The organism is Methylobacillus caricis, assembly GCF_020532705.1.
In the GTDB taxonomy this organism is placed as follows: domain Bacteria; phylum Pseudomonadota; class Gammaproteobacteria; order Burkholderiales; family Methylophilaceae; genus Methylobacillus; species Methylobacillus caricis.
The window spans coordinates 1652180-1665138 of the sequence record NZ_JAJAVD010000001.1; the positions used below are offsets into that span (position 1 = coordinate 1652180).

Below are 12959 nucleotides of genomic sequence, written 5' to 3' on the forward strand. Positions count from 1 at the left end.
TTTAAATTCTATGGCTATACATAGCCTGTACTGGCATCGTCGATGAGTACATATCATGTCGGTTTTATCATAGATACAAACTGGCTATATCACGAGCAGGTGCTCGCATCCCGCCAGCCGAACCGGCTCAGACTGCAACAGGCGCCTTGATTGCAGGGTGCGACTGATAATTTTCCAATGTAAAATCTTCATAGTGAAAACTGAAAATATCTTTCACATCTGGATTAATGTGCATGCTAGGTAATGGGAAAGGCTCACGCGAAAGCTGCTCTTTCACTTGATCCACATGATTGAGGTAGATGTGGGCATCGCCCAGAGTATGTACAAAATCCCCCGGCCTGAGACCGCAAACCTGGGCCACCATCATGGTGAGCAAGGCGTAAGAAGCAATATTGAACGGCACCCCGAGAAAAATATCTGCGCTGCGCTGATAAAGCTGGCATGACAGTTTGCCTTCGGCGACATAGAACTGGAAAAAAGCATGGCACGGCGGGAGTTTCATTTGGTCAACATCCGCCACGTTCCATGCCGACACAATAATACGGCGTGAGTCTGGATTGCTCTTGAGGGTATTCACTACCTGGCTGATCTGGTCTATATGGCTGCCATCCGGTTTGGGCCAGTTACGCCATTGATAGCCGTACACAGGGCCCAGATTGCCATTTTCATCAGCCCATTCATCCCAGATACTGACGCCGTTTTCCTTGAGGTAGGCAATATTGGTGCTGCCCTGCAGGAACCAGAGCAGCTCATGGATAATGGACTTAAGATGGACTTTCTTGGTGGTCAGCAACGGAAAGCCCTGTTCCAGATTAAATCGCATCTGGTAGCCGAATACGGATAACGTGCCGGTACCGGTACGGTCTTCCTTCTTGTGGCCTTGCTCCAGTACGTGGCGCATCAAGTCGTGATAGACCTTCATTCCATCTCCCGATTATTTAGTATGAGCAACAATAAACTGCTTGATGGCAGCAATATCTGCATCCATCACCTCAAACCGCTGCGGCAGGCTTTCCAGGCCCTCAAGGCTTGCCGGGCGCTCTGGCTTCTCACCTAGCGCCTCGATAATCGCATCTTCAAATTTTGCCGGCAGTGCAGTCTCCAATACCAGCATTGGTATATTTTCCTCGAGATGTTCCAAGGCCACTTTGAGGCCATCCGCAGTGTGCGTATCAATTGTGACATTATATTGATCACGTATGGTCTTGATCGTCTGCATACGATGGGCATGATTGCTGCTTCCCGAAACAAAGCCGTAATCCGCTACTTTCTCAAACAGGCCATCAGCATTCAGGTCAAATGCACCGCCTGCATCCACCTGCTTCCATAGCTCACGTACCTTGGCGCCATCACGGCCTACCAGGTCGAACACAAAGCGCTCGAAATTGGAAGCCTTGGAGATGTCCATGGATGGGCTGGAGGTGTGATAGGTGTTTGCAGCACCTCGGGGACGATAAATCCCGGTACGGAAGAACTCGTCCAGCACGTCGTTCTCATTGGTAGCCACTACTAGCTTGGCTACCGGCAAGCCCATCATGCGGGCAATATGGCCAGCACAGACGTTGCCGAAATTACCCGAAGGCACGGCAAAGCTGACTTTCTGGCTATTATCGCTGGTCACCGCGAAATACCCCTTGAAGTAATACACCACCTGCGCTGCAACGCGGGCCCAGTTGATGGAATTGACTGCGCCTATCCTGTTCTCGGCCTTGAATGCATGGTCATTGGATACCGCCTTGACGATATCCTGGCAGTCGTCGAATACGCCCTTGACCGCAATATTGAATATGTTGTCATCTTGCAGGCTAAACATTTGGGCGGTCTGAAACCGGCTCATCTTATGGTGGGGCGAAAGCATGAATACATTCACGCCCTGCTTGCCGCGCATGGCGTATTCAGCAGCCGATCCGGTATCGCCGGAGGTCGCTCCAAGAATATTGGTGATCTGGCCCTTTTTGGCCAGTACATACTCAAACAGGTTGCCAAGCAACTGCATCGCTATATCCTTGAACGCCAGCGTAGGTCCATTGGAAAGCGAAAGCAGGTAAAGGTCTTTTTCCAGCTTCAGTACCGGCGTGATATCTTCCGCACTCTGGCCTGGACGCGCATAGGCATAGACGTCTGCACGGTAGGTCTTGTCAACAATGGCACGCAGGTCTGCCGCAGGGATGTCATCAATCAGCCGTGACAACAATGTAAATGCAAGATCGCGATAATTCATGCCACGCATGGCATCCAGGTCCGCTGTACTGAACTGCGGATAACTTTCCGGCAGGTAAAGGCCGCCATCAGGAGCCAGGCCGCCCAGCAGGATTTCAGTGAAACTGAGAGCGGGCGATTGCCCGCGGGTGGAAATGTATTTCATCGCAAACTAGGCAAGGCATGCAGGTTCAACAATATCTCCATGCTTTGCAACCCTTTCTTCATTATCGGCTCAACTCTTCCATACGCAGGCGCGTGACCTTGCCTGTCACCGCATCCAGCGCTTCAATCTCGGTGATGGCAGCATCCATGTTCTTTTCTACTGTGACGTGGGTCAGGATAATGATATCTGCCTGGTCCTCGCCTTCCTGTGGTTCTTTCTGGATCATGGCATCTATGGATATCTGGCGGTCACCCAGAATACGCGTGATATCGGCCAGCACACCCGGTTTATCCACTACGCGCAGGCGCAGGTAGTAAGCACTGCTCACCTCGCCAATCGGCAGTATGGGAAGATCCACCAGCTGGTCGGGCTGGAAAGCCAGATGAGGAACACGCTGGTGTGCATCAACCGTGTGGGTACGCGTCACATCGACAATATCAGCCACCACAGCACTGGCCGTAGGCTCGGCGCCAGCGCCAGCGCCATAGTAAAGTGTAGGGCCAACAGCATCGCCCTTCACCAGCACTGCATTCATGGCGCCATTGACGTTGGCAATCAAGCGTTTTTCCGGGATCAGGGTCGGGTGTACGCGTAGCTCCACGCCTTTGTCTGTGCGCTTGGTAATCCCCAGCAGCTTGACGCGATAGCCCAACTCCTCGGCATAGCGAATATCAACAGCAGCAAGCTTGCTGATTCCCTCGACATAGGCCTTGTCAAACTGCATGGGGATACCAAAGCCGATCGCGGCCAGAATCATGAGTTTATGAGCGGCGTCCACTCCTTCGACATCAAAGGTAGGATCTGCCTCGGCATAACCCAGGCGCTGCGCTTCCTTGAGCACATCGGCAAAGGCCAAACCTTTCTCGCGCATTTCTGACAGAATGAAGTTTGTCGTGCCATTGATAATGCCGGCAATCCACTCGATACGATTGGCTGCCAGGCCCTCACGCACAGCCTTGATGATGGGAATGCCACCAGCAACCGCAGCCTCGAAAGCCACAATCACGCCCTTCTTCTGTGCGGCAGCAAAAATCTCGTTACCATGCAGGGCAATCAAGGCCTTGTTGGCAGTGACAACATGCTTGCCGTTTTCTATAGCCTTGAGCACCAGGTCCTTGGCCACGGTATAACCGCCAATCAATTCCACCACGATATCAATGGCAGGATCAGTGACTATGGCAAATGCATCATCTGTCACATCGGCCTTGCCACCGGTGACCTCACGGGCCAACTCCAGATTACGGTCCGCAACGCGGGTAATTTGAATAGGACGGCCGGCACGACGGGCAATTTCTTCCTGATTACGGGTAAGGACGGTATAGGTGCCACCACCGACAGTGCCGATGCCAAGCAAACCAACATTGATGGGTTTCATTCAGTTTCCAGCTCTCTTGCTTTTTTCAAACGGTAATCAGCACAGCCTGCGATCAAGCCTGCACGCTATGCTGTTTTGTCTCTTTCTTCTCAACCAGCGCGATAGTGCTGTGCTGCTTGCGGTAATTTTCCAGGAAGCGTGCAATCCGGGTAAAAGCTTCAGTCAGGTCATCCAGATTGGGCAGAAACACTACACGGAAATGGTCAGGTGAATGCCAGTTAAAGCCTGTACCTTGGACCAGCAGGACTTTTTCCTCCAGCAACAAGTCAAGGATGAACTGCTGGTCATCCTTGATCGGGTATATCTTGGGATCCAGGCGCGCAAACAGGTACAAACCTGCCTTGGGCTTGACGCAGCTGACACCTGGAATTTCCGTAAGCATCCTGTAAGCGAGATCTCGCTGCTTGCATAGCCTGCCAGTAGGCGCCACCAGATCATCTATGCTTTGATAGCCGCCCAGCGCAGTCTGTATCGCCAGTTGCCCTGGCACATTGGCACACAGGCGCATGGAGGCCAGCATATTGAGGCCCTCGATATAATCTGCGGCATGACGCTTTTCCCCTGAGATAACCAGCCAGCCGGCACGGTAGCCACAGGTCCGGTAATTCTTTGACAAGCCGTTAAAGGTCACAAACAGCACATCATCCGCCAGCGAAGCAATCGAGGTGTGCGTATTGCCGTCGTACAACACCTTGTCGTAGATTTCGTCTGCAAAAATCACTAGGCCATGGTGGCGGGCAATCTCTATGATGCCCTCCAGTATTTCGCGCGGATATAGGGCGCCTGTCGGATTGTTCGGGTTGATCAGCACGATACCGCGTGTATTCGCGGTAATCTTGTTCTCCATATCCTGGAGGTCAGGCAGCCAACCGGTTTGCTCGTCACAGAGATAGTGGCGTGCAGCGCCTCCGGCCAGGGTCACGGCCGCAGTCCACAGCGGATAATCTGGCATGGGCACCAGCACCTGGTCGCCATTGTTCAGCAATGCCTGCATCGCCATCACGATCAGTTCGGAAACACCGTTGCCTATGATGATGTCATCAATGTGTACACCACGAATGTTCTTCTGCTGGGTGTAATGCATGATGGCCTTGCGCGCCGCAAACAACCCCTTGGAATCCGTGTACCCTGAAGCGGCATCCATGTTGCGGATCACGTCCTGCAGGATTTCCTCCGGGGCTTCAAAACCGAATGGCGCCGGGTTGCCGATATTGAGCTTGATAATGCGGTGGCCCTCCTCTTCCATTTCCTTCGCTCGCGCCAATACCGGGCCGCGAATGTCGTAGCACACGTTATTGAGCTTGCTGGATTTGGCAATGGGTTGCATGGTTGGCCCGCTAAATTCGGATTGGAAAAATGTGCTATCTTACCTTGAGTTGACATGCAATTGAAGGGTAATCCTCAAGTGCCGCTTTGTTCCATCCGCTTTAATTTTCAAGACAAAACACTCTGGATATGAAATTACATCTGACACAGGCTGCCGGAAGCCAACTAATTACCGGCTATGGTGACCACTGGGTAGAAGTCAATCATGCAAAACACAGCGGCAGCATTATCGTGCTGCCTGCCGTCCTGATTGAGCACTGGGATGTAAAGAGTTTCGACAGCCTGGCTCCCGAACATTTCAGCCAGCTCATTGCCCTCAAGCCGGAAGTCATCCTGCTCGGCACCGGCAGTACGCATCGATTCCTGCACCCTCGCATCAGCCATCAGCTTATAGAAGCCGGAATCAGTATCGAATGCATGACTACGGCAGCCGCCTGCCGCACCTATAATATCCTGATGGCAGAAGGCCGGCATGTGGCGGCGGCCCTGATTATCTAACCATACAATAAAACCCATACACATCAATAGCCAGCATCAATCTGATACGGTTTTTTTAATCATATCTGAATCTGTATTAATTCTCGCCACGCCCCCATTATTTGCATAGCATCATAAATCTCAGGAATTGCTATGCAAGCAGAAGCCGCTTTATCCAGCCATACCAGCGTACGCAAGGTCATTCCCATCATCCCTTACAGCGTCAAGGGACGTTACCGGAATGTAAAATCCATTATTCTCAACATCGCATTCGCCATATATTTTTTCTTGCCGTGGATGCCATGGGAGAATGATTCGGGTGCCGGACAGGCTATATTGCTGGATATACAGCATTCGCGCTTTTATATATTCAACCTGGTGTTATTCCCGCAAGACCTGATGGTACTGCTAGGCATCTTGGTGTTTGCAGCCATCCTGCTGTTTGTCTCCGCCGCCATGTTTGGCCGCATCTTCTGCGGTTTTTTCTGCTTCCAGACCTTATGGACCGATGCATTCCGCTTTATCGAAAAATGGATACAGGGTGAAGCCCAGGCACAGAAACGGCTGCGCAATGCCCCATGGAGCGCAAAGAAAATTGCACTGATAGCCAGCACTCATGCTTTGTGGTTGCTGCTATCCTTTGCCACCGCCCTCACCTTTACCCTCTACTTTGCAGATGCCGGCAAGCTGCTCGGTGATATTTTTGCAGGACAAGCGGCAATTGCAGCCTATATCACCATTTCTGTATTGACCTCTACCACTTATGTGGCAGCCGGCTTTGCACGTGAGGACATCTGTTTCGTGGCCTGCCCTTACGGCAAGTTCCAGGGCGTCATGCAGGATCCTTCCACCGTGACCGTTATCTACGACCGTGCACGAGGTGAAGGCGTCAAGGGCCGCCAGGCACCAACCGCCCAGCTAAAGACTCCGCAATCCCGTCAGGAGCAGGAGTTTGGCGATTGCATAGACTGCAACTACTGCGTCAATGTCTGCCCAACCGGGGTGGATATACGCAAGGGCTTCCAGATCGGCTGCATCTCCTGCGGACTGTGTGTCGATGCCTGCAACAACATCATGGACTCCGTCAAGCTGCCCAGGGGGTTGATCCGCTTTGACCGCGATGAAAATATCAAGGAAACCGATCAGGGTATGAAACGATGGTCCAGAATCAAGCGTGGGGGCTATATGAGCATGCTCGCAGCAAGCGCCATCTTCACCTGGCACCTTGCCAGTTCACTTGAGCCCTATACCGCAATTGTCGAGCAGGGAAGGCAGCCGCTCGTGACCCAGCTTTCCGATGGTAGCCTACGTAACCGTTATCAGGTACGCATCACCAACAAAACCGGTGAAAGGGAAACCTATCACATCCAAACCAGCGGCCTGCCTGAAGGCAGCTTCAGGGGCTGGCAGCGCATTGTGGTGCCGGCGGGAAAATCCTACACCAGTGATTTCAGTGTATCCCTTGCAGGACCCATGGCTGCTCGCACCAATCGTTTCAGCCTCACCATCACACCAGAAAAACAGCCCGGAGCAGCCAAGACGCAGGAAATGAGCTTCTTTGCAAAATAAACTTCCGTTAACGTTCTCTCGCACTTCAGCCTTGAAACCACTCTTTATTACCAGTACTTCGGATACTTGGCTTTGCGAGAGATGTTGTTGTAAATGAGAGCCACCAGAACGATCAATAGAGAGCCAAATAATGTGGGGAAAATCAGAAAATTCCAGCCTGGAAGGATGAGAAAAACAATCACAGGATTGGAGCCAGCAGGCGGATGTGTGGTCCTGGTGTACATCATCAATGCTATAGCAGTTGCTACCGCTAGCGCCAATGACCACCAATGAAACCCGAATATGCTCAAAAACAACAGGCCGATCAATGAGCTGAGGACATGGCCCAAGACAACGTTTCTGGGCTGGGCAAATGGCAAATCAGGATAACCAAAAACTAGGACGCAACTGGCGCCAAAAGAGCCAAGCACCAGAGTGGTAGCAAATGCATCCGAAAGTATCGCAACCACGGCAATTGCCAGGAATCCGCCCAACCAGGCCAAAGCAATGGCTTGATTGCCAGGACGTACGGGCAGGTCCGCACCGTCGCCTTTCAGTTTTTGAATAAGAGACAAGATAACTCCTTCATGCTATGCAAAAAAACAGGCAATACCAACACTGTATTGCCTGTTTTCATTCAAATTGAACAAAGTAAATTCAAGAGCGCTACTTCTTAAACTTGGCCGCCTCTTCAGAACCACCCGTGGCATTGCCTTTGCTGTAAGAATGGGCGCCAACACCAGCCAGCTGACCGTTCTGGACAATAAGGTATTCATTGCGAATAGGCCTGTTTTCGAAATAGCATTCCAGGATTTCACGGACTCCGGCTGCATATCTGGCTTGGGCAGACAGGCTGGTACCTGAAATGTGTGGGGTCATGGCATGGTATGGCATGGTGCGCCATGGATGATCATTCGCAGGAGGCTGAGGGAACCAAACGTCGCCAGCATATCCAGCGAGTTGGCCACTTTCCAGCGCACTGACAATGGCATCACGATCACACAGCTTGCCGCGAGCCGTATTCACCAGATAAGCGCCTCGCTTGAAATTCTTCAGCGTTTTCTCATTGATCATATGCTCGGTTTCAGGATGCAATGGACAGTTCAATGTCACCACATCGCTCACCTTGGTGAGGCTTTCAAGCGTGCTGTGATAGGTCAGATCCAGTTCTTTTTCAACAGCTTCTGGTAAACGGTGGCGATCCATATAATGCAGCTTCACGTCGAAAGGCTTTAGCAAGCGCAATACACGTAAACCAATACGGCCAGCGGCTACCGTGCCCACATTCATGGCTTCCAGGTCATAAGAACGTGATACACAGTCTGCAATATTCCAGCCGCCCTTGGTAATCCAATTGTGGGAAGGAATGAAGTTGCGGACCAGTGCCAGTATCGACATGACGACATGCTCAGCGACTGCGTTGCTATTGCAATAAGTCACTTCGGCCACCGTGACATTGTGCTCCATCGCCGCTTGCAAATCCGTGTGGTCTGAGCCAATACCTGCAGTGACGATCATCTTGAGTTTCTCGGCCTTGGCAAAGCGCTCAGCTGTCATATAAGCTGGCCAGAAGGGCTGGGATATCACGATTTCGGCATCAGGCAATTCCTTATCAAGAACATTACTAGCGCCATCCTTGCTGGATGTTACGATCAGTTGATGACCATTCGATTCAAGATATTGGCGCAATCCCAGCTCTCCAGACACACTGCCCAGCAAAACACCAGGCTTGAAATCTATAGCTTTGGGAGTCGGCAACGTCTGTCCGTCAGGGTAGCGTTCAGGTTGTGGGAGGTCATCCCGGGCATAGGATGTCGGATAGCCATCCATGGGATCATCATATAAAACCAGTACTATCTTAGCCATTTAGATTCTCCTCAGAAGTTCGCTTTATGTTGCATGGCATACTAGTGCCATGAGCTTCTGATTCTGTTTTGCGGAGGGGCTCTAAGGCTAATTGTTTAGATGAATCTGTTCATAGACGCCGGTTATCAACTTATCAAACCTTGTTTGCAAATCAAGTGCCTGGGTGACTGACCAGAACTCTTCAAGCACAGGCGGTAATAAATGGTTCTTGGGGGCAATCAAACCAATCTGCCTTGAAAGTTCTGGGCTCAATGGAATAGCCGTGACTTCCTGACGCATTTCAAACAAGCTTAATAAACTATGCGGCACGATACTGTACAACCCGGCGCACCGGACCTGTGAATAGAGGGCAAAAACCGAATTGGTTTCCACAACCACATTCGGCGTCACACCGGCATCCCTGAACGCAGCATTGATGATCCTCCGATTTTGCATACTGCCATCAAGCAAACATAAAGGAAGCGCCGCGATCTCCGACCAGCTCAAGGCTTTATCAGGTGAAAACTCTCCCGTGCTCCTGGTCAGCAGTACATAGCGTTCACGATACAAGGGGAGAATGCGGAACCCTTGCAGCCCAGGATATTCAAGATAAGTGATGCCAAGATCAAGTTCGAAAGCATCAAGTTGCCGGGCAATCTCCTCACCTGAGAGTGATAGCAGTTTCAGATGCACGCCTGAGTGTGCAGCTTGATAAGGTCCGGTAATGAGGGGCAGCACAGAGGTTGTAGTAGGGATGACGCCGATGCGAAGCACCCCAGATAACAGATTGTTAAAGCGGAAAGCTTCCTCCTTCATGCTTTCCCAGTCGGCTACCAGGCGCTGGGCCCACATCAATAACCGTTCACCTTCCGGCGTGAATTTTTGGAACCGCTGGCCACGTTGAATGATGGTAACGCCCAACTCTTCCTCAAGATGCTGTATAGCTGAAGACAAAGCTGGCTGGGATACATTGCAGCTTTGGGCTGCCCGGCCAAAATGTTCTGTTTTCGCTAATGCAATGAGGTAAGTAATCTGGCGGATAAACATGGAGGCCTTGTTTTAGCTTACGTATCGGTTGATCGGTCTTTCAAACAATCATGCATTGCCGCCCAACATGAAATTATGCTGTTTTGCTATAAGGTAATATAAATAAAGGCTTAAGCTTACTGCTAACCTATGGGACAGTCCATTGTCGCGACACGGCAGCCGCTCATTAGGACCCTTTTAATGAATGCTATTTGCCCAGCTTCATGGCCGAGATCAATTGTCCCAAAGTCTTGAATGCACGCTCCACATCCGGGCCTACAGGCTTGCTGTAATTAAGCCTGATGCAATGCCTGCATTGGTGCCTGACCGAGAAAATAGGCCCAGGGGCAATGCTGACGCCCTGTTCCAGCGCTTGCCGGAACAACAACAAGGCATCCACATACTCAGGCAAGGCAATCCAGAGGAAATAACCTCCGTTAGGTCGTGTCACCTGCGTTTCTTCTGGAAAATACTGTGCGACCAGATGCAGGTATTGATGCTGTTGCAGCTCAAACCCGGCGCGCAGCTTGCGTAAATGACGGTCGTAACCACCATGCTGGAGAAAATCAGCAATGGCAGCCTGGGCAATAGTGCTGGTGGAAAGCGAGGTGATGACCTTGAGTCGCTCCACTTCTTTTTCATAGCGGCCCGGCAAGGCCCATCCAACACGGTAGCCTGGCGCCAGGGTCTTGGAGAAAGAGCTGCAGTGCATCACGTAGCCTTGCTTATCATAGGCCTTGGCCGGTTGATGCTCCTGCAAGCCAAAATAAAGTTCGCCGTACACATCGTCTTCTATCAGGGGAATCTCGTAGCGCGTCACTAGCTCAACTAATGCCTGCTTGCGATCTGGAGGCATGGAAACTCCCATGGGATTCTGGAAGCTGGTCATGGACCAGCAAGCCCGTATCGGGCATTTCTCCAGCATCTGCTCCAGATACTCCAGATCCATGCCGCGCACCGGATCCACCGGAATCTCCACCGCTTTCAGTTGCAAACGCTCCAATGCCTGCAAACAACCGTAAAAAGCCGGGGACTCTATCACCACCAGGTCACCTGGCTTAGTCACGGCCTCCAGGCATAGATTAAGCGCCTCAAATGCGCCATTGGTAATCACTATACTGTCTGTATCCGCCTGGATACCGGTCATGAGATAGCGTTGTGCAATCTGCCTGCGCAGATGACGGTTACCGGGTGGCAAGGACTCCACGATTTCCGCAGCGCCCATATGTTTGGTCGCCCGCGCCAGGGACCGGGAGAGGCGCTCTAGCGGAAACAATGCAGGCCATGGGAATGCGGAGCCCAAGGGAACAGTGGCCGGGTCCTTGATGGAGCTCAATATGGAAAACACCATATCGCTGACAGCAACCGTCATGCTTTCCTGTTCGGGCAACGGCGTATTGTGCGCTGCCAGCGTCTTGAGCACATGGTTGCTGACATAATATCCAGACTTGGGCTGGGCACGGATCAAGCCCAGGTTTTCAAGTTCGTAATATGCCTTGAAGATGGTGGCAGGGCTGAGTTTGTGATTCAGGCAGGCCTGGCGTATGGAGGGCAGCTTCTCGCCAGGTGCCAGTACGCCTGCGCGTATGGCCTCGGCAATATCATGCACGAGTTTTTCGTATAGTTTCATGCAATCCCTGCAGGCGACAAACCCGGCTGGAAGACTACAGGCGTCAGACGCCTGCAGTGCATACTAATCCAGATTCTTGCGCGAGAATGTCAGTGTGGCATTGGTGCCGCCAAAGCCAAAGCTGTTGGACAATGCCGTCTGGATGTTGGCGTTGTCAATACGTTTGATCACAATCGGCAAGCCTTCTGCGGCAGGATCAAGATTGTCGATATTGGCTGAAGCCGCTATGAAATTGTTTTCCATCATGAGCAGGGTATAAATTGCCTCATTCACTCCAGCAGCCCCCAGCGCATGGCCAGACAATGACTTGGTGGAAGCAATTGCTGGCAGCTTGCCATGCGCACCGCTACCGAATACTTCGCGGATGGCTTCCAGCTCCTTGGTATCGCCAACAGGGGTACTGGTGCCGTGGGTATTGATGTAATCGACATCATCCACTCCCTGCAATGCCAGTTGCATGCAGCGCACCGCGCCCTCGCCACTTGGTGCCACCATGTCGTAGCCATCGGAAGTGGCGCCATAGCCTACAACCTCAGCATATATCCTGGCACCACGTGCCTTGGCATGTTCATACTCCTCCAGGACGACAATACCGCCGCCACCGGAAATTACGAAACCATCACGGTCCGAGTCATAAGTCCGCGAGGCCTTGTCCGGGGTGTCGTTGTACTTGGTAGACATCGCCCCCATGGCATCAAACAAGTATGACAAGGTCCAGTGCTCTTCCTCACCACCGCCAGCAAACACAATGTCCTGCTTGCCAAGCTGGATCTGCTCCACACCGGCACCTATACAATGGGCGCTGGTTGAGCAGGCAGAGCTGATACTGTAATTGACGCCCTTGATCTTGGCCCCAGTAGCCAGGGTCGCCACAATGCCGCTACACATGGCCTTGGTCACCATGTAAGGGCCAACCCGGCGGATACCCTTTTCTGCCAGCACGGCATTGCTCTGCTCTATGCTTTCAGTGGACGGGCCACCTCCTCCGACAATAATGCCGGTGCGCACATTGGAAACCAGGTCCTCGCTCAGGCTGGCATCAGCAATCGCTTCCTGCAAGGCGATCCAGGCGTAGGCATGGCCATTGGCCATGAAGCGCATCAGTTTGCGGTCTATGAGCTCCTGCACATTCAGTTTGACCGAGCCCGCCACCTGCGAACGCAAACCATGATCTGCATATTCCTGATTGAACGTGATACCGGAACGGCCCTCACGCAGGCTGTCCAGCACTTCAGATTTGTTGTTACCAAGACTGGAAACAATGCCCATCCCAGTGACGACGACACGACGCATTGCGTGTTCTCCTACATTAATTCGTTGATACAACGACAGTGACACTGTCGCCGCAGGGCCTTATGCCCTGCTAA

At 52.0% G+C, this 12959-nt stretch carries 11 protein-coding genes; 2 read left to right on the forward strand and 9 right to left on the reverse strand.

Annotated elements, in window-relative coordinates; translation table 11 throughout:
• Positions 1-127: 127 nt before the first annotated feature.
• The 4 genes from LG200_RS07760 to LG200_RS07775 all read right to left on the reverse strand — a co-directional run bounded on the left by LG200_RS07760 (position 128) and on the right by LG200_RS07775 (position 5067).
• A complete protein-coding gene (locus tag LG200_RS07760) occupies positions 128-922 on the reverse strand; it encodes a thymidylate synthase (RefSeq protein WP_226756998.1) in 795 nt (264 codons plus the stop codon).
• A 12-nt stretch (positions 923-934) separates the two neighbouring features.
• Positions 935-2365, reverse strand: a complete 1431-nt coding sequence (thrC, locus tag LG200_RS07765; protein WP_226756999.1) for a threonine synthase — start codon at positions 2363-2365, stop codon at positions 935-937.
• A 61-nt stretch (positions 2366-2426) separates the two neighbouring features.
• Positions 2427-3740, reverse strand: coding sequence for a homoserine dehydrogenase (locus LG200_RS07770; protein WP_226757000.1), 1314 nt, complete (start codon positions 3738-3740; stop codon positions 2427-2429).
• Between the two features lie 52 nt (positions 3741-3792).
• Positions 3793-5067, reverse strand: coding sequence for a pyridoxal phosphate-dependent aminotransferase (locus LG200_RS07775; RefSeq protein ID WP_226757001.1), 1275 nt, complete (start codon positions 5065-5067; stop codon positions 3793-3795).
• A gap of 128 nt (positions 5068-5195) precedes the next feature.
• On the opposite strand from LG200_RS07775, the gene LG200_RS07780 reads away from it, so the two are divergent.
• A complete protein-coding gene (locus LG200_RS07780) occupies positions 5196-5564 on the forward strand; it encodes an Mth938-like domain-containing protein (RefSeq protein WP_226757002.1) in 369 nt (122 codons plus the stop codon).
• Between the two features lie 132 nt (positions 5565-5696).
• A complete protein-coding gene (gene ccoG, locus LG200_RS07785) occupies positions 5697-7112 on the forward strand; it encodes a cytochrome c oxidase accessory protein CcoG (protein WP_226757003.1) in 1416 nt (471 codons plus the stop codon).
• A 47-nt stretch (positions 7113-7159) separates the two neighbouring features.
• On the opposite strand, the gene LG200_RS07790 is transcribed toward ccoG, so the two are convergent.
• The 5 genes from LG200_RS07790 to fabB all read right to left on the reverse strand — a co-directional run bounded on the left by LG200_RS07790 (position 7160) and on the right by fabB (position 12885).
• Positions 7160-7666: an HPP family protein gene (locus LG200_RS07790; RefSeq protein WP_226757004.1), complete on the reverse strand. Its 507-nt coding sequence runs from the start codon at positions 7664-7666 to the stop codon at positions 7160-7162.
• A gap of 91 nt (positions 7667-7757) precedes the next feature.
• The gene (locus tag LG200_RS07795; protein ID WP_226757005.1) at positions 7758-8957 is read right to left on the reverse strand and encodes an NAD-dependent formate dehydrogenase; all 1200 of its coding nucleotides are present in this window, start codon (positions 8955-8957) and stop codon (positions 7758-7760) included.
• 87 nt (positions 8958-9044) lie between these two features.
• Positions 9045-9983: a LysR family transcriptional regulator gene (locus tag LG200_RS07800; RefSeq protein ID WP_226757006.1), complete on the reverse strand. Its 939-nt coding sequence runs from the start codon at positions 9981-9983 to the stop codon at positions 9045-9047.
• 187 nt (positions 9984-10170) lie between these two features.
• Positions 10171-11592 carry an aminotransferase-like domain-containing protein gene (locus LG200_RS07805; RefSeq protein WP_226757007.1) on the reverse strand — a complete coding sequence of 474 codons (1422 nt, stop codon included), beginning with the start codon at positions 11590-11592 and terminating at the stop codon, positions 10171-10173.
• Positions 11593-11655: 63 nt separating this feature from the next.
• Entirely contained in the window at positions 11656-12885 is a 1230-nt protein-coding gene (gene fabB, locus LG200_RS07810; protein ID WP_226757008.1) for a beta-ketoacyl-ACP synthase I, read from the reverse strand.
• Between the last annotated feature and the right edge of the window lie 74 nt (positions 12886-12959).

Coding starts and splice junctions, on each gene's coding strand:
- LG200_RS07760 (WP_226756998.1), bottom strand. CDS start 922: ATGAAGGTCTATCACGACTTGATGCGCCACGTACTGGAGCAAGGCCAC.
- thrC (WP_226756999.1), bottom strand. CDS start 2,365: ATGAAATACATTTCCACCCGCGGGCAATCGCCCGCTCTCAGTTTCACT.
- LG200_RS07770 (WP_226757000.1), bottom strand. CDS start 3,740: ATGAAACCCATCAATGTTGGTTTGCTTGGCATCGGCACTGTCGGTGGT.
- LG200_RS07775 (WP_226757001.1), bottom strand. CDS start 5,067: ATGCAACCCATTGCCAAATCCAGCAAGCTCAATAACGTGTGCTACGAC.
- LG200_RS07780 (WP_226757002.1), top strand. CDS start 5,196: ATGAAATTACATCTGACACAGGCTGCCGGAAGCCAACTAATTACCGGC.
- ccoG (WP_226757003.1), top strand. CDS start 5,697: ATGCAAGCAGAAGCCGCTTTATCCAGCCATACCAGCGTACGCAAGGTC.
- LG200_RS07795 (WP_226757005.1), bottom strand. CDS start 8,957: ATGGCTAAGATAGTACTGGTTTTATATGATGATCCCATGGATGGCTAT.
- LG200_RS07800 (WP_226757006.1), bottom strand. CDS start 9,983: ATGTTTATCCGCCAGATTACTTACCTCATTGCATTAGCGAAAACAGAA.
- LG200_RS07805 (WP_226757007.1), bottom strand. CDS start 11,592: ATGAAACTATACGAAAAACTCGTGCATGATATTGCCGAGGCCATACGC.
- fabB (WP_226757008.1), bottom strand. CDS start 12,885: ATGCGTCGTGTCGTCGTCACTGGGATGGGCATTGTTTCCAGTCTTGGT.